General features: G+C 70.9%; 19 protein-coding genes and 2 tRNA genes. 10 read left to right on the top strand and 11 right to left on the bottom strand.

The genetic code is table 11. The annotated features are described in order from the left end of the window. Window positions 1–18 precede the first annotated feature (18 nt). The gene (locus HWX31_RS07795; RefSeq protein WP_174964198.1) at window positions 19–837 is read right to left on the bottom strand and encodes a hypothetical protein; all 819 of its coding nucleotides are present in this window, start codon (window positions 835–837) and stop codon (window positions 19–21) included. Between the two features lie 99 nt (window positions 838–936). On the opposite strand from HWX31_RS07795, the gene HWX31_RS07790 reads away from it, so the two are divergent. Further along, a tRNA-Leu gene (locus tag HWX31_RS07790) sits at window positions 937–1,023 on the top strand. A gap of 86 nt (window positions 1,024–1,109) precedes the next feature. Here HWX31_RS07790 and HWX31_RS07785 read toward each other — a convergent pair. The 10 genes from HWX31_RS07785 to HWX31_RS07740 all read right to left on the bottom strand — a co-directional run bounded on the left by HWX31_RS07785 (window position 1,110) and on the right by HWX31_RS07740 (window position 15,575). Continuing rightward, entirely contained in the window at window positions 1,110–2,339 is a 1,230-nt protein-coding gene (locus tag HWX31_RS07785; protein WP_174964199.1) for an MFS transporter, read from the bottom strand. 52 nt (window positions 2,340–2,391) lie between these two features. After that, window positions 2,392–3,495: a 3-deoxy-7-phosphoheptulonate synthase gene (locus HWX31_RS07780; protein ID WP_174964200.1), complete on the bottom strand. Its 1,104-nt coding sequence runs from the start codon at window positions 3,493–3,495 to the stop codon at window positions 2,392–2,394. A 24-nt stretch (window positions 3,496–3,519) separates the two neighbouring features. Next, entirely contained in the window at window positions 3,520–4,296 is a 777-nt protein-coding gene (locus HWX31_RS07775) for a 2,3-dihydro-2,3-dihydroxybenzoate dehydrogenase (RefSeq protein WP_174964229.1), read from the bottom strand. A gap of 31 nt (window positions 4,297–4,327) precedes the next feature. Next, window positions 4,328–8,218 carry an amino acid adenylation domain-containing protein gene (locus tag HWX31_RS07770; RefSeq protein WP_244143671.1) on the bottom strand — a complete coding sequence of 1,297 codons (3,891 nt, stop codon included), beginning with the start codon at window positions 8,216–8,218 and terminating at the stop codon, window positions 4,328–4,330. A 70-nt stretch (window positions 8,219–8,288) separates the two neighbouring features. Further along, window positions 8,289–8,609, bottom strand: coding sequence for a DUF2218 domain-containing protein (locus HWX31_RS07765; protein WP_174964202.1), 321 nt, complete (start codon window positions 8,607–8,609; stop codon window positions 8,289–8,291). Continuing rightward, on the bottom strand, window positions 8,606–9,490 hold the full coding sequence (locus HWX31_RS07760; protein WP_174964203.1) for an isochorismatase: 885 nt from the start codon (window positions 9,488–9,490) through the stop codon (window positions 8,606–8,608). Before HWX31_RS07760 ends, HWX31_RS07765 begins: the two co-directional genes overlap by 4 nt. 57 nt (window positions 9,491–9,547) lie before the next feature. Further along, a complete protein-coding gene (locus HWX31_RS07755; protein ID WP_174964230.1) occupies window positions 9,548–11,161 on the bottom strand; it encodes a (2,3-dihydroxybenzoyl)adenylate synthase in 1,614 nt (537 codons plus the stop codon). Further along, a complete protein-coding gene (locus HWX31_RS07750) occupies window positions 11,161–12,333 on the bottom strand; it encodes an isochorismate synthase (RefSeq protein WP_059617263.1) in 1,173 nt (390 codons plus the stop codon). The genes HWX31_RS07755 and HWX31_RS07750 overlap by 1 nt, the downstream gene beginning before the upstream one ends. Window positions 12,334–12,392: 59 nt before the next feature. Continuing rightward, complete coding sequence (locus HWX31_RS07745) at window positions 12,393–14,528, bottom strand: TonB-dependent receptor domain-containing protein (RefSeq protein ID WP_174964204.1); 2,136 nt, start codon at window positions 14,526–14,528, stop codon at window positions 12,393–12,395. A 126-nt stretch (window positions 14,529–14,654) separates the two neighbouring features. Continuing rightward, window positions 14,655–15,575, bottom strand: a complete 921-nt coding sequence (locus HWX31_RS07740) for a helix-turn-helix transcriptional regulator (protein ID WP_059619865.1) — start codon at window positions 15,573–15,575, stop codon at window positions 14,655–14,657. 231 nt (window positions 15,576–15,806) lie between these two features. On the opposite strand from HWX31_RS07740, the gene HWX31_RS07735 reads away from it, so the two are divergent. From HWX31_RS07735 to HWX31_RS07695, 9 genes are all read left to right on the top strand, one after another. Beyond that, entirely contained in the window at window positions 15,807–16,928 is a 1,122-nt protein-coding gene (locus HWX31_RS07735; protein ID WP_059619751.1) for an ABC transporter substrate-binding protein, read from the top strand. A gap of 31 nt (window positions 16,929–16,959) precedes the next feature. Next, window positions 16,960–17,895 carry an alpha/beta hydrolase gene (locus HWX31_RS07730; protein ID WP_174964205.1) on the top strand — a complete coding sequence of 312 codons (936 nt, stop codon included), beginning with the start codon at window positions 16,960–16,962 and terminating at the stop codon, window positions 17,893–17,895. Further along, window positions 17,892–18,956 (top strand): FecCD family ABC transporter permease, encoded by a 1,065-nt coding sequence (locus HWX31_RS07725; protein WP_174964206.1) that lies wholly within the window; start codon window positions 17,892–17,894, stop codon window positions 18,954–18,956. Before HWX31_RS07730 ends, HWX31_RS07725 begins: the two co-directional genes overlap by 4 nt. Further along, on the top strand, window positions 18,949–19,761 hold the full coding sequence (locus HWX31_RS07720) for an ABC transporter ATP-binding protein (RefSeq protein ID WP_059619757.1): 813 nt from the start codon (window positions 18,949–18,951) through the stop codon (window positions 19,759–19,761). The genes HWX31_RS07725 and HWX31_RS07720 overlap by 8 nt, the downstream gene beginning before the upstream one ends. A gap of 82 nt (window positions 19,762–19,843) precedes the next feature. Then, window positions 19,844–19,930, top strand: a tRNA-Leu gene (locus HWX31_RS07715). Window positions 19,931–20,245: 315 nt separating this feature from the next. Continuing rightward, on the top strand, window positions 20,246–21,496 hold the full coding sequence (locus tag HWX31_RS07710; RefSeq protein ID WP_174964207.1) for an ROK family protein: 1,251 nt from the start codon (window positions 20,246–20,248) through the stop codon (window positions 21,494–21,496). Then, window positions 21,483–23,036 carry a sugar ABC transporter ATP-binding protein gene (locus tag HWX31_RS07705; protein WP_174964208.1) on the top strand — a complete coding sequence of 518 codons (1,554 nt, stop codon included), beginning with the start codon at window positions 21,483–21,485 and terminating at the stop codon, window positions 23,034–23,036. Before HWX31_RS07710 ends, HWX31_RS07705 begins: the two co-directional genes overlap by 14 nt. Before the next feature lie 41 nt (window positions 23,037–23,077). Beyond that, entirely contained in the window at window positions 23,078–24,115 is a 1,038-nt protein-coding gene (locus tag HWX31_RS07700) for an ABC transporter permease subunit (RefSeq protein ID WP_174964209.1), read from the top strand. A 78-nt stretch (window positions 24,116–24,193) separates the two neighbouring features. Further along, window positions 24,194–25,138 (top strand): ABC transporter substrate-binding protein, encoded by a 945-nt coding sequence (locus HWX31_RS07695; protein ID WP_174964210.1) that lies wholly within the window; start codon window positions 24,194–24,196, stop codon window positions 25,136–25,138. Window positions 25,139–25,144: the final 6 nt, after the last annotated feature.

The following is a 25,144-nucleotide window of genomic DNA, read 5'->3' as shown; positions in this document are numbered from 1 at the left end:
CCGGCGCCCGCCGATACCTCATCGCATCAGGTCGATCGGAAGCTGACTGTCGATGCGGTCGCGCCATGCCTGGATCGTCCCGGGCACCCGCCTCTTCCATGCCCGCACATTGGTGTAGTAGCGCATACGCACGTGATTGCGCGCATCGAACACCAGCATCCCGATCCACAGCCGGTCGCCCCGGCTCATCACGATGGCGGCGTTCGTGTTCGCAATACCACGCACGAAGTACTCGTTCACGTTTGCACCCAGCGCGTCTTCGTCGTCACCCTTGCTCCGGACGTCGATCATGTCGACGAGCGTTACGTAGTCCTTGCCGAGCAACGCTCGTGCCGCAGCGTCCTGCTGGTTGCCGGTCACCACCTTCAGACTCAGGAGATCAGGCTTGGGTCTGGCCTCGAACGTCGACGCAGGGACGTAATCGCCGTCGTAGTAGACCCCCATGCCTGCGCCGCAGTCGCCGTCGTTGCCCGTTTGCGTAACGTGAATCCGCGCCCCCTGGCGGCGAAAATCGAGTTGGCACTTGTCTTCCCGGAACGTGGCACGCTCGCCGTGCAACACCACGTCGCCTTCCAGTTCTCCTGTATGAGTGCGCTTGAGCAACACCGCAGCCTCATCTGTTCTGTTCAATTCTCGAATTCTCCGCTTGTCACTTCGAATCGCCACGACGAACCGGTCGGCAACATGCCCCAGCGCCAGCCATGCTGCCCAATGAACGTCGCCGGAATGAGCCTGCAACTGCGACACCTTAGCGCCGGACTCCATCGTGATCGCGCCGCAACGACCGAGCCCGACTTCCCAACGGTTGCGATGGCCAGCGCCGAATTCTCGAACCACACGCAGATATTTTTTTCGGCCGTCATCAAAATGGTGTTGACAGCCCCTACGGACCCGCTATAATTGCGTTCTTTCGCGATGCAGCACCAAGCGAAACGTGCCCAGGTGGCGGAATTGGTAGACGCACTAGGTTCAGGTCCTAGCGGTGGCAACACCGTGGAGGTTCGAGTCCTCTCCTGGGCACCACTTGATTTCGAAAAGGTCAGCGCAAGCTGACCTTTTTTCGTTTCTGCACCCAGGAAGCAAAGCGCCTGCACAAGCAGGCGCTTTCGCTACACCCCAGACGCCCCCCGCCACGTCCCGACAAACACCCCCGCCAGCACCACCCCGATCGCCGCGAACGGCGCAGCCGGATGCAGTTCGTAGAGCCCGTTGCCGACGAGCGGTGCCACCACCATGCTGAGCCCCTGCGCGACCGACATCGCGCCCGCGCACGCCCCCTGCTCGTGCGGCTCGACCCGCGTGCTCGCGAGCGCCGCGACCGCCGGAAACGCCGCACCCATTCCGCAGGCCGCCACCAGATAGCTCGCGCACATCAGCAACGGCTGCGCAGGCTCGACCGCCAGCACCGACACGAAGCCGACACCGCCGACGAGCGCGCCCCATCGCAGCCACCGCCGCGGCGCGACCCGCCGCAGCCGCCCGACGAGCGACTGCATCGCGATCAGGCCGACGCCCGCGCTGCCGAGCGCATAGCCGACCACCGCCGACGCGTCGCGCGCGCCGACCTGCAGCCGGTCGATCACGTAGAAGCCGAGCGCACTGTTCGCGATCATCACGACGCTGTACAGCGCAAACGCGCTCCACCACGGCAGGCGCAGCCGCGGATCGGTCGGCTTCAGCCGCGCCGGCGCGTGCCGCGCAAGCCGCGGCCCGTCGTCGCGCAAGCGGCGCAGCCCCGGCAGGCCCGCGAGCGGCAGCAGCGCGAACACCACGAACGCAAGCGTCATGTCGTAACCGGCAAGCCAGCCGGCCAGCGGCGGTGCGATCACCATCCCGACCGCCCCCGCCGCGCCGAACCGCGCGAGCGCCGCCGCGCGCCCGGTGGTCGCGGTCCGGTCCGCGATCCACGCGGTCGCCGCGACCGGCAGGCCGGCATAGCAGCCGCCCATCGCCGCGCGCGTCGCCAGCAGCGCGACGAAGCTCGCCCAGACCGGCGGCATGATCGCCCCGTCGCGATGCAGCGCCCAGCCGACGTAGCCGGCCAGCAGCAGAAAGCTGGCGACGAATCCGACGATCGACGCACGCATCGCCGGCAATCGTCCGCGTGCATCGGCCGCGCGCCCCCAGCGCGGCGCGGCGGCGATCCAGACGAGCCCGACGCTCGCGATGACCGCGCCGATATGCAGCGGTTCAAGATTCATCCGGCGCGCCAGCGGGCCGGCGATCGCGACGAATGCGTAGGTGCCCGCCACCATCGCGAGGTTCGCGAGCAGCAGCGGCAGGTAGCGGGGGCCGGCGTCGGCCGGCGCTTGCAAGGGTTCGGAGGAAGTCGTCGACATGTCCATTCCGTAGTGGGTTGAAGAAGGCGCGCGGCGCGCGCCGATACCGGCGTCAGCCGGTGCGGCCGTCCCGCGCGAGCCAGCTGCTGCGCGCGCGCAGCAGCGCGTCCTCGGTCGCGTCCCAGCCGAGGCACGGGTCGGTGATCGAGCAGCCGTAGCGCAGCGGGCCGCCGAGCGGCTGCGCCCCCGCTTCGAGAAAACTCTCGAGCATCACGCCGCGAATCGCGTCGCTGCCGGCGCACATCTGCTCGACGACGTCGTCGAGCACCGCGAGCTGCCGGTCGGCCTGCTTGCCGCAGTTCGCGTGCGAGCAGTCGATCAGCACATTCGGCGGCAGGCGCTGCGCGCGCAGCGTCTCGACCGCGGCCGCCACCGATGCCGCGTCGTAGTTCGGCCCGTGCCGGCCGCCGCGCAGCACGAGGTGCGCATGCGGATTGCCGTCGCTGTGCAGCAGCGCCGGACCGCCGGCGCCGTCGATGCCGATGAAGGTATGCGGGCGCATGCTGGCCAGCATTGCGTGCGCGGCCACGTCGACCTGACCGTCGGTGCCGTTCTTGAAGCCGACCGGCATCGCGAGCCCCGACGCCAGCTCGCGATGCACCTGCGACTCGGTCGTGCGGGCACCGATCGCGGCCCAGCTCACGAGATCGCACAGGTAATGCGGCGTGACGACGTCGAGCGCCTCGATCGCCGCAGGCAGCCCGAGCGCGTTGACGTCGGCGAGCAGCCGGCGCGCGGCGTGCAGCCCGTCCAGCACGCGGTGGCTGCCGTCGAGGCCCGGGTCGTTGATCAGGCCTTTCCAGCCGACCGTCGTGCGCGGCTTCTCGAAATAGACGCGCATCACCACGCAGAACGCGTCGCGCACCGCATGCGCGAGCCGCGCGAGCCGCCGCGCGTAGTCGAGCGCCGCCTGCGGATCGTGGATCGAGCACGGACCGACGACGACGATGCGGCGTGCGTCGCGGCGCTCGAGGATCGCGCGCAGTTGCCGGCGGCCGGCGGCCACCGTCGCGCGCGCGGCGACCGACGCCGGCAGGTCGCGGCGCAGCGCGTCCGGCGTCGGCAGCCGCATGCCGATGCACAGCCGTTCGTCGCGGAGCGGCTCGGCAAAGGCGCCGGCCGCGCCCTGTTCGATTTCGGCGGAGATCTGTTTCATCACTGAAGTTGCGGAAAAAGGCCGTCAGACACCGAGCGTCGCGCCGCCGTCGACGCACAGGCTGTGCAGCGTGACGTGACGCGATGCGTCGGACAGCAGGAACAGCACCGTTTCGGCGACGTCGTTCGGCGCGGCGATGCGGCCGAGCGGAATGCCGGTGCGATACGTGTCGAGCGAACCGGCGATCACGCCCGCCGGGCCGGCCGGACCGTCCCATAGCTGGCGCTGCATCGGCGTGTCCGTCGAGCCCGGCGCGACGATGTTGCAGCGGATGCCGTGCCCGGCCAGCTCGAGCCCGAGACAACGGGTGAACTGGTGCGCGGCCGCCTTCGACGCCGCATACGCGGCCATCTGCATGCGCGGCACCAGCGCCGCGTTGGAGCCGACCGTCACGATGCTGCCGGCACCGCGCGCGATCATCCGCTGCGCGACCGCGCGCGACAGGTGAAACACCCCATGCGTATTCACCGCGAAACAGTGCGCCCAGTCGGCATCGCTCAGCGACGTCGCCGCAGCAAGCCGCAACACGCCCGCGACGTTCGCGAGCATCCCGATCGGACCGACCGTCTCCTCCACGCGCGCGACCGCGTCCTGGACGGCGGCCGCGTCCGCGACGTCGACCGTGAACGGATGGATCCGTGCGCCGAATGCCGCGCTGTCGGCCGCTTGGCGCGCCAGCGCGCCGCCGTCGACGTCGAACGCGGCGACCTCGATCCCGCGCGCGGCGAGCGCGCGCGCGACGGCCGCGCCGATACCCTGGGCCGCGCCGCTCACGACGGCGACCGCCCCCGGGAAACTCATTCCTGCCTGTGCATTCATCGATTCGAATTCCTCAAAAAGAGCCGACAGCGGTCGCCGCGGCGAGCCGTTCCGCCAGCGCGGCGCCGATCGCCGCCATCGGTTCGGGATCGGACATCCCGTCGTGCGAACAGTCGAGCGCGACGCACGTCAGCGCGTCGGTCGCCAGATGGGCGCGCCAGCTGTCGGGCACCGGCAGGCCCGGCCGCTTGCGCGCCGCGTTGAACAGCAGCAGCGCGCCGTCGTAGCGCGGCGTGCGCGCCGCGCGGAACAGGCGCATCTGCGAGAGCGTCGCGTCGGCGAACGCATCGAGCCCCGCCGCGCCGAGCGCCGCGAACGGGCTGTTCGCCCGCAACAGCCGCTGGCGCAGCGCGTCGTCGGACAGATCGGCCGTGTCGAAGTCGCCGTTCACCGTGAGCAGGATGCGCAGCGCGTCTCCCGGCGCCGGCTGCGGCTGCGCCGCCCATGCGGACGCCGGATAGCTGTCCATCAGCGCGAGCAGGCCGACCGCCTGGCCGTCGCGCGCAAGCGCCGCGGCGACCGCGTGCGCGAGCGCGCCGCCGAGCGACCAGCCGAGCAGGTGGTACGGCCCGTCCGGCTGCAGCGCGCGCACGCGCTGAACGTAGGTGGCGACGAGCGCGTCGAAGTCGCCGGCGCGCCGGGTGTCCTCGACCGACAGTTGCAGGCCGTCGAGCGCGACGTCCGGCAGATGCGCGGCGAGCCGCAGATAGCTCCATGCGAGGCCGTCGGCCGGATGGAGGCAGATGAGCCGCGGGCCGCCGGCCCGCCCCGCGTGGATCGCGAGATGCGGCGCGAACGCGTCGTGCGCGGTGCGCGGCCGGTACGCGAGCGGCGCTTGCAGCGCGGCCGCCAGCGCGTCGACCGTCGCATGCCGGAACAGCATCGACACCGGCACGTCGCGCTTGAGCTCGGTCGCGAGCCGTGCGCTCGCCTGGATCGCCTGCAGCGACTTCCCGCCGACGTCGAAGAAATTGGACGCCGGCGTGAGCGCGATCTCGCCCAGCACCTCGCGCCAGATGCGCATCACGCGCCGCGCCAGTTCACTGGTCTGCGAATCGTCCTCCGGCGCAGCATCCTGTTGAGCGACGAGCCGCAGCAGCGCGTTGCGGTCGGTCTTGCCGTTCGCGTTGCGCGGCAGGCCGTCGAGCACGCGCCACACATCGGGAATCGCGGCGGCAGGCAGCGCGTCGGCCAGCCGCGCGCGCAGCGCGGCAACGTCGTCGGTCCCGGCGACGAACGCCGCGAGCGTCGTCGCGCCCGCATCGCTGCGCAATGCGACGACCGCCGCCTCGCGCACGTCCGGCGACCGCAGCAGCCAGTCCTCTATCTCGCGCGGGTCGATGCGCACGCCGCTGATCTTCACCTGATGATCGATTCGACCGTCGAAGCAGAGCCGGCCGTCGCGCAGCGTCGCGAGATCGCCGGTCCGGTATGCGCGAACGCCGCTGCCGGGCAGCGTCACGAAGCGCTCCGCCGTCAGCGCCGGATTGTCGAGATACGCGAGCGCGAGCGCGTCGCCGCTCAGCACGAGTTCGCCCGAGCCGCCCACTGCGACCGGATACCCGCGCGCGTCGACGATCCGCGCATCGACGCCCGCGCGCGGCGTGCCGATCGGCACCGGCTCGCCGTCCTGCCAGACCGCGCCCGGGCCGCCGACGCACGCGGCGGTCGCGATGATGGTCGCTTCGGTCGGCCCGTAGGTGTTCAGCAACGCCTGATCCGGCAGCCGCTCGCGCCAGCGCCGGATCCGCTCGGGCAGCGCCGCCTCGCCGCCGATGATGGTCAGCCGCACGTGTCGAAGCTGCTCCGCGTGGCGAGCATCGAGCGCATGCGCGAGCACGTGCCAGTATGCGGTGGGCAGGTCGAGCACCGTGATGCCCCGCCGCTCGACCTCGGCCGCGAACGCGTCGACGGAGTCGAGCATCGCGTCGTCGCGCAGCACGAGCGTCGCGCCGCCGCACAGCGTGACGAAGATCTCCTCGAAGCTCGCGTCGAAGTGCAGCGGCGCGAACTGCAGCACCTTGTCGTCGGGCCCGACGTGATAGAGCGCACGTGTGCTCGCGACGAACTGCGCAAGCGCGCCGCGCCCGACCAGCACGCCGTTCGGGCGGCCGGTCGAACCGGACGTATAGAGCAGGTATGCGGGCTGGTCGGCGTCGGCATGCGGTGCAGCGTCGGTTCCGTCGCCTGCGCTGCGTGCCGCGGGTGCGCGATGCGCGTCGAGATCCAGCGTCGGCAGGCTGCCCGCGCACGCGCGATACGCGCCGCGCGTGATCACGAGCGCGGGCGCGGCGTCGGCGAGCATCGCCGCGGTCCGCTGCGGCGGGCCGTCCGGGTCGAGCGGCACGAGCACCGCGCCGGCCTGCAGCACCGCGAGCATCGCCGCGATCACGTCCGGCGCGCGCGGCGCGGCGAGCGCCACGCGGCAGCCGCGCGTCACGCCATGTCGGACGAGCGCCGCCGCAAGCGCGTCGACGTCGGCGAGCAGCGTGCGGTAGTCGATGCGCCGCGCGCCCGCCTCGATCGCGGTACGCGTCGGCGCTTCCCGCGCGACGCGAGCGACGAGTGCGAGCACGTCGGGGTATGGCCCGGCGAGCGGCGCGCCGCGCAGGATCGACGGCGGCGGCAGGTCGCCGAGCAGCGGCGCCGCCGGCGCGTCCGGCGCGTGCCCGGCAAACGCATCCAGCCAGCGCGCGAGGCTGCGCGCATACGCGGCGAGCCGTGTCGCGTCATAGGCGTTCGGATTGCCTTCGAGCGTGATGCGCCACGCGCCGGCGCGCACCGCGACCGTCACGTTCAAATCCTTCACGGGGCCGCCGCTGACCGCGCACGTATCGCTCGCGAGCCCGTCGAACGCGACCTGCCGCTCGAACGGCATCACGTTGACCGCCTGGTTGAACAGGAACGCATTGCGCTCCAGCAGGCCGAGGTCGCCGCGTATCCAGCCGTACCGGTAGTACAGGTGCGGACGGATCGCGCGCAGCCGCCCGGCCGTCTCGGCCGCGAGCGCGCGCGGCGACCGCTCGGCGTCGACGTGCACGCGCAACGGCACGATGTTCATCGCCATGCACGGCACGCCGAGCGCCGGCGTGCCGAGACGGTTCATCACCGGCAGGCCGAGCGTCAGGTCGCGCTGGCCGCCCTGCTTCGCGAGCCAGATGCCGATCGCGCACAGCAGCCACGCGTTCCAGTCGACGTCGAGCCGCTCGGCGGCTTCGCGCAGCGCATGCACGCGCTCGCCGTCGAGCGCGAGCGTCTCGCGCAACGCGTCCGCGCCGACCTCCTGCTGCGGCGCGAGGACGAGCGGCGCCGGCACGTCATGCAGATGCGCGCGCCAGAACGCGCGATCGGCGTCGAATCCGCCGCTCGCGCGGTAGCGCGCCTCCGCATCGACGACGCGATCGACGCGCCAGTCCGGCAGCGCGGGCGGCGCCGCGCCCGCGACGCGGGCGTTGTAGCGGGCGGCGACCGCCTGCTGGAGCAGGCTGTAGCCGAAACCGTCGAGCGCGATGTGGTGAACCTGCAGATACCACCAGTGCCGCGTCGGCGACAGCCGCAGCAGCGCGGTGCGGTACAGCGGATCGGCCGTCACGTCGCAGCGGATCGACAGCGACGCGCGCATCCACGCGCGCGCGGCCTGCGCGGGATCGGGTTCCGCGGAAAAATCGACGAGCGGCAGCCGCGCGCACGGCGACACGCGTTGCTGCCACAGCACGTCGTCGGTCCACGCGAAGCGCATGTGCAGCGTATCCGCGTGATCGAGCACCGTCTCGACGCCGTCGGTCAGCGCCGCGACGTCGAGCGGGCCGTCGAGTTCGATCGTCTCGGCGGTCAGGTAGCCCGGATCGTCCGGATCGACCTGCTGCGCGACCCAGATTCCGTATTGCGCGGACGTTGCGCGCATCGGTCGGTCTTCGAGTTGCATGAAGGGGTTTGCCACGAGAAATCGTTGAACGGGAAACGGGCCGCGCGCGTCACGCGCGGCGCCACGCGACGACGAGCTGCGGATTGCGCGACATCAGCGCCAGATGCTCGTCCATCACGTACTGGATCTGTTCGAGCTTGTTTTCTGCATCGGCCTCGCAGCGCAGGCTCAGCACGTCGTCGGCACGCGCCATCCGGCAGACGCCGTACGGGAAATCGACCGTCGCGCGGTGCGCGTCGAACGCGACCGGCACCTTGATCGCGTAGTGCTTGCAGAGCTTGAACAGCACGCGGTCGGCCTGCGGCAACGAGAGCTCGGCGGTGCTGACGAACGGCGCCGGCTGTGCGTCCGGGATCGGGCGCGCCGTCATGCGGCCACCTGCGCCGGGCGCTGCAGCAGGTGTGTCCACGCGTCGAGCGTCGGCTGCTCCGCGAGCTGCACGAACGTGACGTCGTGTCCGGCGGCCCGCCAGGTTTCCACGAGCATCATCAGGCGCACCGAATCGAGCCCGCAGTCGAGCAGGTTGTCGTTCGCGCGCAGATCGGCGACCGGCACCCGCAGGCTGTGCGCGACCTGCGCGGCGATCTCCGCGAGCGTCGCGGGCGTGGTCTGAGCGGCGTCGCCCGCGGCCGCGCCGACGAGTTCCCCGGTGGTCGCGACCTTGCCGCAGCGCCCCGCCACGTAGTCGAGCGCCATCCGGTGCTCGCGCTCGGAGAAGTCCGCGAGCGCATCGGCGACGAAGAACGGCCGAACGTCCCGCATGAACGCGTCGCACGCGGTCATCAGGCAGCCGATGTGCGCGTAGATCCCGCAGATCACGAGCTGGTCGCGCCCCTGCTCTTTCAACAGGATGTCGAGATCCGAGCGCTGGAATGCGCTGTAGCGCCATTTGTCGAGCACCGTGTCGGCCGGCGCCGGCGCGAGCGCGTCGCAGATCGCTTCGCGCGACGGATGCGCGGTGAGCCCGGGCCCCCACATGTCGGTCAGCAGCGCACGCTGCTCCGGCGTCTGCGCGGCCGATTGCGCGGTGTAGCAGACCGGCATCCCGCTCGCGTGCGCGAAGTCGATCAGGCGCCGCACGTTCGCCAGCAGCGCCGGCACGGGCGCCGCGTCGCGATCGTAGAAATCGAGGAAGTAGTCCTGCATGTCGTGCACGAGCAACGCGGCGCGTGGCGGCTCGAAACCCCAGGTCACGCGGTTTGCCGGCAGCTCGGCCGGCATCGGGTAGGAAGCAATCTTCGGAATGGCCATGATGGAGTGCTGTTGAAAATATCGATGCACGGGCGATGCGTGCCGCCCGCGCTTGGGTCATGCTGCCGTGGTCAGTTGCGCCGCGATGCGCTCGCGCAGCGCGCGCTTGTCGATCTTGCCGACGGGTGTCTTCGGGAACACGTCGACGAATTCGATCCGGTCCGGCACCTTGAACGCGGCGACGCCCTGCTCGCGCACGAACCGGACCAGCTCCGCCGCGCCCGGCGCAGGCGTGCCGCGGATCACGTAGGCGCAGCTGCGCTCGCCGAGATACGGATCGGGCATCGGCACGAGCGCCGCATCGACGACGCCCGGGTGCGCGAGCAGCAGGTGCTCGATCTCCTCGGCGGGAATCTTCTCGCCGCCGCGGTTGACCTGGTCCTTCGCGCGCCCTTCGACGATCAGGTGTCCGGAGGACGTGACCCGCACGCGATCGCCGGTGCGATAGAAGCCGTCCGCGGTAAAGGCGCGCGCGTTGTGCGCGTGAGCCTCGTAGTAGCCGCGGATCGTGTACGGGCCGCGCGTCAGCAGGTGGCCGACCTCGCCCGGCGCGACCGGACGGTCGTCGTCGTCGACGATGCGGATCTCGTCGTCCGGCGAGATCGGCCGCCCCTGCGTGCCCGTCACCAGCTCGCGCGGATCGTCGAGCCGCGTGTAGTTGACGAGCCCTTCTGCCATCCCGAACACCTGCTGGAGCTGCGCGCCGAAACCGTCCGCCGCGCGCGCCGCGAGCGCCGGATCGAAGCGCGCGCCGCCGACCTGCACGAGCTCGAGGCTCGCGAGCGCCTCCCGCTGCCGCGCCACGGCCGCCAGCCACACCGGCACCAGCGGCGGCACGAGCGCGACGACCGTCACGCGCTCGCGCTCGATCAGCGGGAATGCGGCATCCGGGCTCGCGCCGTCGCACAGCACGACCGTGCCGCCCGCGTGCAGCACGCCGAACGAGCCCGGCGAGCTGAGCGCGTAGTTGTGCGCGGCCGGCAGCGCGGCGAGATAGACGCTGCGCTCGCTCAGAGCGCAGATGCGCGCGCTTTCGCGCACGCTGTACAGGTAGTCGTCGTGGGTGCGCGGAATCAGCTTCGGCGTACCGGTGCTGCCGCCCGACAGTTGCAGGAACGCGACCTCGCCCGCGGCCGGTTCAGGCGGCAGCGCAATGTGCGCCGGCGCGTCGGCCAGCGCGAGGTTCGCGTTGCCGGGCGCCGTGAACAGCACGTGCCGCAGCGTCGGCGCGTCGGCCTGCACGTCGCGCACGAGCGCCCGGTAATCGAAACCGTCGTGCCGCTCGGCCGCGACGTACGCGACCGCCTGCGCGTGCCGGCAGAAGAAGCCGATTTCGCGCCGCCGATGCGCGGGCAGCGCGAACACCGGCAGCGCGCCGAGCCGGAACAGCGCGAACGTGACCGCGAAGAACGCGACGCAGTTCGGCAACTGCACGACGACGCGGTCGCCCGGCGCGATGCCCCGCGCGGTCAGCGCGCGGGCGACGCGCGCCGCTTCGTCGGCGAGCGTGCGATACGACCAGCGGATGTCGCCCTGCACGAGCGCGATGCGCTCGCCATGCCGCGCGACGCGCTCGTCGAGCCATTGCGCGAACGATTGCCCGCGCCAGTAGCCTTTTGCGCGGTACGCGTCGGCGAACGCGTCCGGCCACGGCGTGCCGTGCGCGCGCATCATGCGGCCTCCGGCGCGACGTCGTGGCTCACGCCGAGCGCGTCGAGCATCGTCCGGAATTTCGCGGCGGTTTCCGCGCACTCGCCTTCGGGCGTCGATTCGCCGACGACGCCCGCGCCCGCATAGAGCCGCAGCGTGCGATCCTGCGCCTCCGCGCAGCGGATCGTCACCACCCATTCGCCGTCGCCTTGCGTATCGACCCAGCCGAGCATCCCCGCGTAGAAGCCGCGATCGAACGGCTCCGCGTCGCGGATGCACGCACGGGCGGCCGCGCGCGGCGCGCCGCAGACGGCCGGCGTCGGATGCAGCGCGAGCGCGAGCGTCAGCGCGTCGGCGTCGGTTTCGCCGCGCACTTCGGTGGACAGGTGCCACATCGTCTCGGTGTGGATCAGCGACGGACGCACGGGCACGTCGAGACGCCGGCACAACGGCGCGAGCGCGTCGCGCACCGCGTCGACGACGACCCGATGCTCGTCGCGATCCTTCACGGATGCGAGCAGCGCGTCCGCGCGGCGGCGGTCCTCGACCGGATCGGGGCTGCGCGGCGCCGAGCCCGCGAGCGGATTGGCGCGCACGATGCCGCCGAAGCGGCTCACGAGCAGTTCCGGGCTCGCGCCGAGCAGCGTGCGGCCGGCGCCCAGGTCGACGGAAAACGTATAGCCGTGCGGATTGCGGGCCGCGAGCCGCGCGACCAGCGGCGCGACGTCGACCGGCCGTTCGCCGGTGATCTCGAGCGTGCGCGCCAGCACGACCTTGCCGAGCTCGCCCGCGCGGATGCGGGCGACGGCCCGCTCGACCGCGTTCCCGTAGACGTCCGCCGACGGCACCGCGCGCGTCGCATGGCGCGTCGCCGCGAGCGCCGGGCTGCGCAGCGCGCCGAGCGGGCCGGCGCGCAGCAGCGTGCGCGCAACCCTCAGCGCGGCGGGCGCCTCGACGTCGAACGGCACCGCGCCGACGACCGCCGCGCCGGCGTGCCCATTCGCGCGGGCGTCGCGCAGCGCATCCGCGACGCGCGACGCGAGCGGCGTATCGGCATGCGGGACGGCGGTCGCCGCGTCGGCCGCGAGCAGCGCATGAGCCGGCGTCGCGAGAAACAGCGGCGTATCGGGACGATAGACCTCCCAGATGTTTCGGGGTGCCAATAGTGTCGAGGGACGGGAAACCATGTTCATCAGATTGACCTCCAGATTGAATGGGCCGGCGGCATGTCGTTGCGGCGCCGGCCGCGCCGTCACATTTCGGCCGTAAGGCTCACCGCGATGCGGCGGCCCTGGTCGACGAGCCAGTTGCCGCTCAGGCCGTTCGCGCGCGTGCGGTCGTCGACCGGAACCATCTTGTTGGTCAGGTTCAGCACCGCGAAATTGACCGAGAAGCGCTTGTCGATCCGGTAACGGCCGCCGAGGTCGAACGTCGTCGTCGACGGCCGCTCGCGCACGCCCTGCGCGCCGTTGCGGAACGCCGCCCAGTATTCGCTGCCGATGTAGTTGGCCGTCGCATACAGGTCGAGCTTCGGCGTCGGCGTCCAGTCGACCTGCACGTTGAATTTGTGCTTCGGCGTCTTGTCGAGCGGCTGGCCGTCGAGCGAGCCGCCGTTGAATGCCTTCTCGCCGTTGCCTTCGCGGCGCGACTGCGTCAGCGTGTACGCGCCCGACACCCTCACCGTGCGCGTCACGCGCGTGCCCGCGCCGAGCTCGAGCCCGTACAGCTTGACCCGGTCGATGTTGTCGTACTTGTAGATGTTGCGGCCCGGCGAGCGCGGGTCGGCTACGCCCGTGTCGTAGCTCGTGACCTTGTTCCTGAACAGGTTGTTGAACAGCGTCAGGCCCGCGTACGTGTCGCCCAGGTCGTAGCGCACGCCGAGCTCCTCGGTCACGCTGGTCTCGGGCTTCAGGTCCGGGTTGCCGCACAGCGTGCCGGGCACCGCGCCCGCCGCGCCGCCCGACGTCATGCAGTAGCCGCCCGTGCTCTGGCGCAGCGACGGCGGCCGGAAGCCGGTCGACACGCCGCCGCGCACCGTCCACGCCCGGGTGAGCTTGTACACGCCGTAGACGCGCGGGCTCACGTGGCTGCCGTAGCGCTCGTCGTGATCGAGCCGCACGCCGGTCGTCAGCGTGAAGCGGTCGTTGAAGAAGTACTCGTTCTCGCCGAACAGCGCCCAGGCGTTGCGCGAGATGCGGTCCGAATTGATCGCGTGGCCCTTCGGCACCGCGTCCTGGCTGCCGACGCCCGACAGCCGCGACCAGATGTGCTGGCCGCCGACGGTCAGGATGTTGCGCTCGCCCCACCAAGGCACCTCGACCTTGCCCTCGAGGATCGTATCCGTCAGCGCGGGCTTCACCGGCGAGCGCCCCACCGGCGTCCACTGGTCCTGCACGCCGCGCTCGCCGTACAGCGACAGCGTCGTGTTGCCGAAGCCCCAGCGGCCGTCGTGCGTGATGCCCCAGTAGTCGCGGACGTGACGCGTCTCGGTGATCGCGGAGGTCGCGGTGCGCGGCGTGAGCGGCGCCTCGCTCTTGCCCGGCGTGCTGAGATAGGTGAGCTGCTCGCGGCCGACGTTCACGCTGATGTCCTGGTCGCGGGTCGGCTTCGCGGCAAGCTTCACGTCGAAGCTGCCGATGCGCTGCCCGTTCGCGCCGCTCGCCCCGCTCGCCGGGTAGTAGATGCTGTCCTCGCCCCGGTGCAGCAGGCGCCCGGACGCCTGCAGCCCGAGCACGTCGGACTTCAGCGGGCCGCCGAGCCAGAAATCGACGCTCTGCGTATCGCCCTGGTTCGACTCGAGCTGCCACACGCTGCTCGCGGTGAGCGTGCCGCCCCAGCGCTTCGGCACCTTGCGCGTGATCACGTTGACCACGCCGCCCATCGCGTCGGCGCCGTACAGCGACGACATCGGCCCGCGCACGACCTCGATCCGCTCGATCGCGGACAGCGGCGGCAGCAGGTTGGACTGCACGCCCGCGGTGCCGCGGTTCATCGTTTCGCGGGTGTTCTGCCGGCGGCCGTCGACGAGGAACAGCGTGTATTCGCCGGGCATCCCGCGAATCGAGATGTCCTGGTCGTTCGGCGACCCGCCGACGACGCTCACGCCCTCGACCTTGCCGACGATCTCGGCGACCGACGTATAGGGCTTCGCCTCGATCTCGTCGCGGGTGATCACCGAGATGCTGGCGGGCGCCTCCTTGATCGCCTGCTCGCGGCGGCTCGCCGTCACGACGATTTCCTTCATCGCTGCCGGATCGCCGGACGGGGCCGACGCGGCGGCATCGCCCTGCTTGTCAGGCGTCTGCGCCCACGCGCAGGATGCCCCCATCAGATACAGGCCGGCGACCACGGCCGGCTTCAACGCAAACTTCGCAACGTGACTCGACATGATGACGCTTTCGCTGCTCCACAATGTGATTGATTCTCATTTGCATTATGGAACCTGTCATGCGTTGAAATCTTTGCGAAAGCTTCGATCTTGTTTGAGCGCCGCCGCGACGCGGATCGGCGTCGATCAGCGTCGATCGCTGCGCCGCGCGAGCGTCGGCGTCACGCCGAAGCGGCGCTTGTACGCGGTCGCGAAATTCGCGGCGCTCGTGTAGCCGGCGAGCGCCGCGGCCTGCTTGACGCTCACCGCGTCGCGCTCGAGCGCGAGCCGCGCGCGCTGCAGGTGATGCTCGCGAATGAAGTCGAACACCGTCGTGCCGTACGCGGCGCGGAACTGGCGCTGCATCGCGTTCGCGCTCATCCCGACGTGGCGCGCGATGTCGTCGAGCGACAGGTCCTGCGCGGCGTCGCTCGCGAGAAACGCGCGCAGCTCCGCCATCCGCCGGTAGTCGCGCGAGCCGAGCGCCGCATCCGACGGCTGCGCCGCCTCCGCCTCGAGCGGCGCGAACGCCTCGGCGAGCAGTTCGAGCACGCGGCTTTCGAGGTAGATCGCCTGCAGCATCGGCTGGTAGGACGGCGGCCTCACGATCTGCTCGGCGAGCGCGGTCGCGCGCGGCGTCGGTTGCCAGAAGCGGATCGCGAGATGCGCGGACAGCATCGAATCGAGCCGCGCCGGCAATGCCGCGCGGCTCGCGGCCTGCAGATGCGCGAGCCATTCGTCGGACATCGCGAGGCTGAGACGCCGCGCATAGCCGCCCTTGCTCAGGCGGCGGCGGAACGTGTCGGGCTGCAGCGCGTTGAGCAGGAACGACTGCATCCGCACATGCGGCCGCGCCGCGCTCGACCGGGTCGCGCTGGACCGGGCCGCGGCATCGCGGCACGCGCTGCGGCCGTCCGTCGTCAGCAGCACGCGCCGGTCGCCGTACGACACGTCGAGCGCCCCTTCCAGCAGCAGCACGAGATGCAGGCCCGGCGTGCACTGGCCCGACATCACCGCGTCGAATTCGTCGGTCGCGTCGTCCGCATGCACGCGCAGGCCGGGCCGCACTTCGCGCACCCGCGCAACGTGCGCGTCGTGTCGATGGCAATCGGATTGGAAAGCGCCTGGCGCCCATGCAGTCATCTCGGATACCCCCGTGCGCGGTCGGTGCTCGCGCAAACTATTTAGTCGTTCGGTCAAACGGACAGCGTCCGCTCCGGCCCCGTCTCTCGGTTACAATTAAATGAGAATTGTTCTCATTTATATCGTATCGGGAGTAGCGTGAGAAAGACAAGCGGAATGTGGGCCACGCTCGGCATCTGGCTGTGCGGCTGGCTCTTGATGCACGCCGCGCATGCGGACACAACGACCGTCACCGACCTCGCCGGCCGGCAGGTCCGGATTCCGGCGCGCGTCGAGCGCGTGCTGCTCGGCGAAGGACGGCTGCTGCCGGCGCTCGCGATCGTCGACGCCGGCGACCCGGCGCGCCGCCTCGTCGGCATGATGGGCGACTTCGAGCAGCTCGATCCGGCGAGCTACGCGCAATGGCTCGAGCGCTTTCCGCGGCTGAAGGACGTCCCGCGCATCGGGCGCTCGCAGGCCGGCAGCTTCAGCGACGAGCGCGCGCTCGCGCTGCGGCCGCAGGTCGCGATCTTCGGGCTCGGCGGCGGCCACGGGCCCGGCGAGCGCGATCGCGAGACGCTGGCGCGGCTCGAAGCCGCGGGCGTCGCGATCGTGTTCGTCGATTTCCGCCACGATCCGCTCGTCAACACGCCGCGCAGCATCGCGGTGCTCGGCCAGGTGTTCGGCGCGCCGCAACGCGCGGCCGACTTCAACGCGTCCTGGCAGGAGCAGCTCGACCTCGTCCGCACCCGCCTGAAGACGGCCCGCCCCGCCGCGCCGACGGTGTTCCTCGAAAGCCGCGTCGGCCTGTCGAGCGACTGCTGCGAAACGATGACGGGCATGCTCGGCAAGCTGCTCGATGCGGCCGGCGGCGACAACGTCGCGAAAGGCCGCGTGCCGGGCGAGCACGGCACGCTGAACCCGGAATACCTGCTGAGCCGCCAGCCCGATTTCTACATCGGCACCGGGATCGGCTCGGCCCGCACGCTGCAGAGCGCGCCGCAGCGCATCGCGCTCGGCGCCGGCGTGTCGCGGGACGCGGCCGTGCGCTCGTTCGACCGCGCGCTCCAGCGCCCGACGATCGCGCCGCTGCGCGCGGTGCGCGAACGTCGCGCGTATGCGATCTGGCATCACTTCTACAACTCGCCGTTCAACGTCGTCGCAGTGCAGGCGATGGCGAAGTGGCTGCATCCGGACCTGTTCGCGGATCTCGATCCGCGCCGCACGTTCGACACGATGGTGCGCCGCTTCCAGCCGGTTGCGCTGAACGGCGAATACTGGATTCAGGAAGGGTCGTGACATGAGCGGGCATCCCTCCCCCGTGCTTCCCATGCGTCGCGGCCTGCTGTTCGCCGGCCTCGCGGGCGCGCTCGCAACCCGCGGCGCGTGCGCCGGCGCCGCGTCGAAGGCCTCGCATGCGTCGGCATGGCCGGCCGCCGCCGACGCGCCGCCCGTCCGGCTCCCCGCCAGCCACCAGTTCGACGTGACGGTCGCCGGCCGGACCCGCCGCCTGTTCGTCGCGCTGCCGGCCGTGCGCTCGGCGCGCGGGCCGCATCCGGTGCTGGTCGTGCTCGACGGCAACGCGCTGTTCCCGCTCGCCGCGCCGCTCGCGCGCAATCTCGCGGCGCGGCCCGACGCCGCGCGCGAACCGGCACCGATCGTGATCGGCATCGGCTATCCGACCGACGCGCCGTACGACATGCAGGCGCGCGCCGACGACTACACGCTCGCGCCGCTGCCGGGCGGACAGGGTCTCGCCGCGGACCGCTTTCTCGACTTCATCGAACACGACGTGCAGCCGTGGCTCGCGCGCCAGTGGCCGATCGACGCCGGCCGGCAGACGCTGTTCGGCCACTCGTACGGCGGCCTGCTGACGTTGTACGCGCTGCTGACGCGCCCGCACCTGTTCCGGCGCTACGTCGCCGCGAGCCCGTCGATCTGGTGGGGCGAGCGCGCGCTGCTGCCGTATGCCGACCGCTTCGCCGCGCAGGCGGCGCCGCTCGACCCGGCGCTGCGCGTCGTCGTGACCGCGGGCAGCCTCGAGGAAGGCGCGCCGAACCCTGACCCCGAGCGCATGCGCCGGCAACAGGCGCGCAAGCAGGTCAGCTCGGCCCGCGACTTCGTGCAGCGCGTGGGCCGCCGCCCCGGTCTCGCCGCGACGTTCCGGCTGATCGACGGCGAGGATCACGGCGGCGTCGTGATGCCGAGCGCCGCGCTCGCGGTGCGTCTCGCGTGCGCACCGGGCCAGGGCGAGGACGCCGCATGAGCGTCGCCGCCCCCGTCCCGTCCGCGTCGCTGCGGGTCCGCTACCGTGCGATCGCCGCGCGGCGCGTCGGCGCGCTCGCGTTGCTGGCCTGCGTGCTCGTCGCGCTGCTGGTCGTCGACATCGCGACCGGTCCGTCGTCGTTTCCGGTCGCGGATATCGTGACCGGGCTGTTCCGTCCGGACGCGCTGCCGCTCGAGCAGCGCGTGATCCTGTGGAACGTGCGCCTGCCCTACGCGCTGATGGCGGTGCTGGTCGGCGCGGCGCTCGGGCTCGCCGGCGCCGAGATGCAGACCGTGCTGAACAACCCGCTCGCGAGTCCGTTCACGCTCGGCATCGCCGCGGCGGGGAGCGTCGGCGCGTCGCTGGTCGTGATCTCCGGCTGGCACCTCGTGCTGTGGAACGAAAACCTCGCGCTGTCGCTCGGCGCGTTTGGCTGCGCGCTGTCCGCGACGCTCCTGATCGTCTGGCTCGCGTGGCGGCACGGCGCGACGACCGAAACCGTCGTGCTGTTCGGCATCGGCCTGATGTTCAGCTTCGAGGCGCTGCTGTGGCTGCTGCAGTTCATCGCCGATGCGAACGCGCTCCAGCAGATCGTGTTCTGGAGCATGGGCAGCCTCGCGCGGGCGACCTGGAGCAAGATCGCGATCCTCGCGTGCGTGCTCGCCGCCAGCGTGCTGTGGAGCGCGCCGGGCGTCGCGTCGATGACCGCGCTGCGCGCCGGCGAGGAGCAGGCGCGCAGCATGGGCATCGCGGTCGAGCGGCTGCGGCTCGTCACGCTCGTGCGCATCAGCCTGCTGTCGGCGACCGCGCTGTCGTTCGTCGGCACGATCGGCTTCGTCGGCCTGGTCGGCCCGCACGTCGCGCGGCTGCTCGTCGGCGACGACCACCGCCACTACCTGCCCGGCGCGGCGCTCGCCGGCGCGATCATGCTGTCGGCCGCGTCGGTGCTCAGCAAGACGCTCGTCGAGGGCGTCGTGCTGCCGATCGGCATCATCACCGCGCTCGTCGGCGTGCCGCTCTTCATGACGCTGATCAGCCGCCGCAGGAGGCTCGATGGATAAGCTGCCACAGGCGCTGCGCATCGACGGCCTCGACGTCGCGTACGGCGCGCGCACGATCCTCGCGCGGCTGTCGCTGCGGCCGGTGCCGCCCGGCAGCGCCGTCGCGCTGCTCGGCCCGAACGGCGTGGGCAAATCGACGCTGCTGCGCGCGCTCGCCCGCCTCGTCGCCGCGCGCGGCGACGCGACGCTCGACCGGCACGACCTGCTGCGCGGTGCGCGCCGCGACCACATGCGCCGCGTCGGCTACCTGCCGCAGACGCTGCCGCAGCCGACGTCGCTGCTCGTCTACGAGGCGGTGCGCGGCGCGCTGCGCGCGACCTGCGGCGGCTTGTCGGCCGACGCGCAGGATGCCCGCCTGGAACGCGTGTTCGCGCAGCTGAACCTGCATGCGCTCGCGACGACGCCGCTCGACCGGCTGTCGGGCGGACAGCGCCAGATGGTCGGACTCGCGCAGGTGCTGGTGCGCGATACGCCGCTGCTGCTGCTGGACGAGCCGACGAGCGCGCTCGACCTGCGCTGGCAGCTGCTTGCGCTGGAGGCAATGCGGGATGCGGTCACGCGGCGCGGCGCGATTGCGCTCGTCGCGATGCACGACCTGAATCTCGCGGCCCGCTTCTGCGAGCGTCTCGTGCTGCTCGGCCATGAAGGCGTGGTGGCCGACGGCGGCGTCGCGGACGTGCTGACGCCCGCGAACCTGCGACGTGCATACCGCGTCGACGCGCGTGTCGAGCGCACGGTGTCGGGCGACTACGTGACGCTCGCCGAGCGCGCGACGTCGTCCGACGCGCACGCCGATGTTTTTTGAGCGGGTGCAAAAAACCTGTTGACAGCCTTCGCAACTGCTCTATAATTGCTGTCTTTCGCGAATGCAGCACCAAGCGAAACGTGCCCAGGTGGCGGAATTGGTAGACGCACTAGGTTCAGGTCCTAGCGGTGGCAACATCGTGGAGGTTCGAGTCCTCTCCTGGGCACCACTTGATTTCAAAAAAGGTCAGCGCAAGCTGGCCTTTTTTCATTTCCGCGCCCAGGAAGCAAAGCGCCTGCGTGCTTCGTCCTAGCCCCTCTCCCCTGAAAAACCGGCTGCATGCCGGCCTCCTTCATCTCGCACACCGTCTCGCGCCATCTTCGCGTACGAGCCGATCTTCTCCAGGCAGTTTTCCTGTTGGGTGCCCGCGCTCCCACCCCCTGCCCGGGATTTCCCTAGGCTGACATGCCGATCGCCTCGCGGTTAAATAAATCAACGTGATTTATTTAATGCGTCGGATACCGGCGCCATGGAAGGAGACGCCATGCGAAGCCCGCATATCGGCCAGGGCAGCAATTCAGCCAACGTGCGCCGTTACAACGAGCGCCTGCTGCTGAAGACCCTGCGTCGCGCGGGCAGCGCGTCGAAGGCCGATCTCGCGCGTCTCGCGAACATGACCGGCACGGCCGTCGGCAGCATCATCACGTCGCTCGTCGACGCGAAGCTGATCGAATTCACCGGCCGCCGCGTCGAAGGCCAGCGCGGCCAGCCCGCGTCGCTGATCCGGCTCGACCCGCGCGGCGCGTTCGGCATCGGCGTCCACCTCGACCGGATGCGCATCGAGACGGCGCTCGTCAACTTCGCCGGCGACGTGCTCGGCCGCGTCACGCACGACACGCTGCTGCCGCCGCCCGCCGAGGTTCTCGAGATCGTCCGGCGCGACATCGACGCGATGCAGGCCCTCCTCCCCGCGCACGAGCGCGAGCGCCTGACGGGCATCGGCGTCGCGCAGCCGTACAACCTCGGCAGCTGGATGCGCGAGCTCGGCCTCGCGCCCGACACGTTCCGCCCGTGGGAAGACGTCGATTTCGCGAGCGAGCTCGGGCGCGCGGTGGCGCTGCCGGTGTTCGGCGAGAACGACGGCAACGCGGCCGCGATCGCCGAGCTGTTCTACGGCGTCGGCCGCCAGCAGGACGATTTCATTTATCTCTTCATCGGGCCCGCGATCGGCGGCGGAATCGCGATCGACGGCGACTGCCTGCGCGGCGTCACCGGCAACGCGGGCGACATCGGCGTGATGCCGGTGCCGCCGAGCCGCCTGCCGTCGGCGCCGCCGCCGCGCGGCCCGTGGGACATCCTGCTCGCGCGCGCGTCGCTGCACGCGCTGGTGCGCCACCTGCGCCACAGCGGCGAGCGCGTCGACAACCGCGCCGACCTCGAAGCGTGCATCGCGCGCGGCCTGCCGGCCGTCGACGAATGGATCGACGATTGCGTCGACGCGCTCGCGCCGGCGCTGCGCGCGGTGCTGTGCGTGGTCGACGCGCCGGTCGTCGTGCTCGACGCCGACACCGACGCCGGCCTGATCGACGCGGTAACGACCCGCCTGCGCGCCGCCCTCGTCGCGACCGCGCCGGAGGCGCGCGGCACGCCGACGCTGGTGCGCGGCACGTTCGGCGCGGACGCCGGCGCGATCGGCGCCGCGACGCTGCCGATGTTCTTCAACTTCTCCCCGCGGGCCGGCATCCTCAAGGGTGCAGGCGCGCAATCGCAGGAGGTCAACCATGTCGCGATCTGAGTCGCCCCGTCCGCTGCTCGAGATGCGCGGGATCAGCAAGACGTTCCCGGCCGTGCGCGCGCTCGACAACGTGAGCCTGACCGTCTATCCCGGCGAGATCCATTCGCTGATGGGCGAAAACGGCGCGGGCAAGTCGACGCTGATGAAAATCCTGTCGGGCGCGTACCAGGCCGACGCGGGCGGCGAGATCCTGATCGACGGCGCGCGGATCGACGTCGACGGGCCGCTCGCCGCGCGCGACGCGGGCGTCGCGGTGATCTACCAGGAGCTGTGCCTCGCGCCGAACCTGACGGTCGCGGAGAACATCTACGTCGGCCGCGAGCTGCGGCGCGGCAACCGCCGCTGGGGCACGATCGACCGCGCGGCGATGTCGCGCGGCTGCCGGGACGTGCTCACGCGGCTCGGCGCGACGTTCGGGCCGGACACGCCGGTCGGCACGCTGTCGATCGCCGAGCAGCAGCTGGTCGAGATCGCGCGCGCCGTCCACACGCGCGCACGAATCCTCGTGATGGACGAGCCGACGACGCCGCTGTCGTCGCGCGAGACCGAGCGCCTGTTCCGGCTGATCCGCCAACTGCGCGAGGAAGGCCTCGCGATCATCTACATCAGCCACCGGATGGCGGAAATCTACGAGCTGTCCGACCGCGTGTCGGTGCTGCGCGACGGCACCTACGTCGGCACGCTCGAGCGCGCGTCGCTGTCGGCCGAGCGGCTGGTCGGGATGATGGTCGGCCGCGACATCTCGGGTTTCTACAAGAAGGAACATGCGCCGTACGACCGCGGGCACCTGCTGCTGTCGGTGCGCGACGTCGCGGACGGCGGCCGCGTGCGCGGCTGCAGCCTCGACCTGCACGCGGGCGAAGTGCTCGGCATCGCGGGGCTCGTCGGCGCGGGCCGCACCGAGCTCGCGCGGCTGATCTTCGGCGCGGAGCCGCGCACGCGCGGCGACGTGACGATCGACGCGCGAACCTTCGGCGCGCACTCGCCGCGCGACGCGATCGACGCCGGCCTCGTCTACCTGACCGAAGACCGCAAGCGCCAGGGCCTGTTCCTCGACATGAGCGTGCGCGACAACATCAACATCTCGGTGTGCGGCCGCGACGCCCGGCTCGGCAAGCTCGATCTCGCGCGCGGCGCAACGCGCGCGCGCGACGCGATCGCGTCGCTGTCGATCCGCGTGCCGCACGCGAACGTCAACGTCGGCGCGCTGTCGGGCGGCAACCAGCAGAAGGTGCTGCTGTCGCGCCTGCTCGAAACGAAGCCGCGCGTGCTGATCCTCGACGAGCCGACCCGCGGCGTCGACATCGGCGCGAAATCCGAGATCTACCGGATCATCAACGAGCTCGCCCGCGCGGGCGTCGGCGTGATCGTGATCTCGAGCGAGCTGCCGGAAATCATCGGCGTCGCCGACCGCGTGCTGGTGATGCGCGAAGGCGAGATCGCCGGCGAACTCGGCGGCTATACCGGCGCGCCGATCACGCAGGAAGCGATCATCGCGCTCGCCACCGGCTCGCAAACGGAACCGGGGCTCGCTCACTGAGCACCGCCGCTTATTTTCCACCTTACGTTTAGGCTACCGAAATGATCAACCCGACCAAGCAGCGGAACCTCGCTTCCGCGCCGGCCCATCCGGTACAAGAGCGCGCGCCGCAGGTGCGGCTCGGCGAGCACCGCGCGCGCATGCAATCGCTGATGCGCACCGCCGGCATGCTGCCGGTCCTGCTGATCCTGTGCGTCGGCTTCGGCTTCCTGACCGACGGCTTCTTCACGCTGCAGAACCTGTCGATCGTCACGCAGCAGGCGTCGATCAACATCGTGCTCGCCGCCGGGATGACGTTCGTGATCCTGACCGGCGGCATCGACCTGTCGGTCGGCTCCGTGCTCGCGGCCGCGGCGGTCGCCGCGCTGCTCGCGTCGAACATCCCGAACTGGGGCTGGCTCGGCGTGCCGGCCGCGCTCGCGGTCGGCCTCGTGTTCGGCGTGATCAACGGCGGGCTGATCGCGCTGCTGCGCCTGCCGCCGTTCATCGTCACGCTCGGCGCGCTGACCGCCGTGCGCGGCGTCGCGCGGCTGATGGGCAACGACACGACGATCTTCAACCCGCAACTGCCGTTCGCGTTCATCGGCAACGGCTCGATCCTCGGCGTGCCGTGGCTCGTCGTGATCGCCGGCGCGGTGATCGTCGCATCGTGGTTCATCCTGCGCCGCACCGTGCTCGGCATGCGGATCTACTCGGTCGGCGGCAACCCGGAAGCGGCGCGCCTGTCGGGCATCAACGTGCGCGCGATCCAGCTGTTCGTCTACGCGGCGTCGGGCCTGCTCGCCGGCCTCGGCGCGGTGATGTCGGCCGCGCGGCTCTATGCGGCCAACGGCCTGCAGCTCGGCCAGTCGTACGAACTCGACGCGATCGCCGCGGTGATCCTCGGCGGCACCAGCTTCGTAGGCGGCGTCGGCTCGATCGTCGGCACGCTGATCGGCGCGCTGATCATCGCGGTGCTGACCAACGGGCTCGTGCTGCTCGGCGTGTCCGACATCTGGCAATACATCATCAAGGGGCTCGTGATCATCGGCGCGGTCGCGCTCGACCGCTATCGCCAGCGCGACTCGGCCCGCACCTGACGCGCCCCCTTTCATCCATCGGGGCGCAGGCAGGTCCTCCTGCGCCCGCCGTCCAACGGACCTCACGGAGACAACGACATGTTCAAGCCCCAAGCTGTCCTGACCGGCATCGCCTGCGCGCTCGCGTTCGCAACGGCCGCCGCGCACGCGGCCGACAAGCCGCTGAAGTCGATCGGCATCACGGTCGGCTCGCTCGGCAACCCGTACTTCGTCACGATCGCGAAAGGCGCCGAGGCGCGCGCGAAGCAGATCAACCCGGGCGCGAAGGTCACGGCCGTGTCGGCCGACTACGACCTGAACAAGCAATTCACGCAGATCGACAACTTCATCTCCGCGCACGTCGACATGATCCTGCTCAACGCGGCCGATCCGAAGGCGATCGAGCCCGCGGTGAAGAAGGCGCAGGCGGCCGGCATCACGGTGATCGCGGTCGACGTCGCGGCGGCCGGCGCGAACGCGACCGTGCAGACCAACAACGTGAGGGCCGGCGAGCTCGCGTGCGACTTCCTCGCGAAGAAGCTCAACGGCAAGGGCAACGTGATCATCGAGAACGGCCCGCAGGTGTCGGCGGTGGTCGATCGCGTGAACGGCTGCAAGGCCGTGCTCGCGAAGAATCCGGGCATCAAGCTGCTGTCCGCCGACCAGGACGGCAAGGGCTCGCGCGAAGGCGGGATGAACGCGATGCAGGGCTACCTGACGCGCTTTCCGAAGCTCGACGGCGTGTTCACGATCAACGATCCGCAGGCCGTCGGCAGCGATCTCGCCGCGAAGCAGCTGAGCCGCACCGGCATCGTGATCACGTCGGTCGACGGCGCGCCCGACATCGAGACCGCGCTCAAGAGCAACACGCTCGTGCAGGCGTCGTCCAGCCAGGACCCGTGGGCGATGGCGCAGCAGGCCGTGAACGTCGGCTACGGGATCATGAACGGCCAGAAGCCCGCCAACCCGATGATCCTGATCGAGCCCACGCTCATCACGCGCGACAACGTGAAGAGCTACAAGGGCTGGAGCGCGCCGCACTGACCTGCC

The organism is Burkholderia ubonensis (assembly GCF_902833085.1).
Taxonomy (GTDB): domain Bacteria; phylum Pseudomonadota; class Gammaproteobacteria; order Burkholderiales; family Burkholderiaceae; genus Burkholderia; species Burkholderia ubonensis.
Note: the sequence above shows the minus strand (reverse complement) of the source record. Positions and strands in the feature narration are given on the sequence as shown.

Coding starts and splice junctions, on each gene's coding strand:
- HWX31_RS07785 (WP_174964199.1), bottom strand. CDS start 2,339: ATGTCGACGACTTCCTCCGAACCCTTGCAAGCGCCGGCCGACGCCGGC.
- HWX31_RS07780 (WP_174964200.1), bottom strand. CDS start 3,495: ATGAAACAGATCTCCGCCGAAATCGAACAGGGCGCGGCCGGCGCCTTT.
- HWX31_RS07775 (WP_174964229.1), bottom strand. CDS start 4,296: ATGAGTTTCCCGGGGGCGGTCGCCGTCGTGAGCGGCGCGGCCCAGGGT.
- HWX31_RS07770 (WP_244143671.1), bottom strand. CDS start 8,218: ATGCGCGCAACGTCCGCGCAATACGGAATCTGGGTCGCGCAGCAGGTC.
- HWX31_RS07765 (WP_174964202.1), bottom strand. CDS start 8,609: ATGACGGCGCGCCCGATCCCGGACGCACAGCCGGCGCCGTTCGTCAGC.
- HWX31_RS07760 (WP_174964203.1), bottom strand. CDS start 9,490: ATGGCCATTCCGAAGATTGCTTCCTACCCGATGCCGGCCGAGCTGCCG.
- HWX31_RS07755 (WP_174964230.1), bottom strand. CDS start 11,161: ATGCGCGCGCACGGCACGCCGTGGCCGGACGCGTTCGCCGACGCGTAC.
- HWX31_RS07750 (WP_059617263.1), bottom strand. CDS start 12,333: ATGAACATGGTTTCCCGTCCCTCGACACTATTGGCACCCCGAAACATC.
- HWX31_RS07745 (WP_174964204.1), bottom strand. CDS start 14,528: ATGTCGAGTCACGTTGCGAAGTTTGCGTTGAAGCCGGCCGTGGTCGCC.
- HWX31_RS07735 (WP_059619751.1), top strand. CDS start 15,807: ATGTGGGCCACGCTCGGCATCTGGCTGTGCGGCTGGCTCTTGATGCAC.
- HWX31_RS07730 (WP_174964205.1), top strand. CDS start 16,960: ATGCGTCGCGGCCTGCTGTTCGCCGGCCTCGCGGGCGCGCTCGCAACC.
- HWX31_RS07725 (WP_174964206.1), top strand. CDS start 17,892: ATGAGCGTCGCCGCCCCCGTCCCGTCCGCGTCGCTGCGGGTCCGCTAC.
- HWX31_RS07720 (WP_059619757.1), top strand. CDS start 18,949: ATGGATAAGCTGCCACAGGCGCTGCGCATCGACGGCCTCGACGTCGCG.
- HWX31_RS07710 (WP_174964207.1), top strand. CDS start 20,246: ATGCGAAGCCCGCATATCGGCCAGGGCAGCAATTCAGCCAACGTGCGC.
- HWX31_RS07705 (WP_174964208.1), top strand. CDS start 21,483: ATGTCGCGATCTGAGTCGCCCCGTCCGCTGCTCGAGATGCGCGGGATC.
- HWX31_RS07700 (WP_174964209.1), top strand. CDS start 23,078: ATGATCAACCCGACCAAGCAGCGGAACCTCGCTTCCGCGCCGGCCCAT.
- HWX31_RS07695 (WP_174964210.1), top strand. CDS start 24,194: ATGTTCAAGCCCCAAGCTGTCCTGACCGGCATCGCCTGCGCGCTCGCG.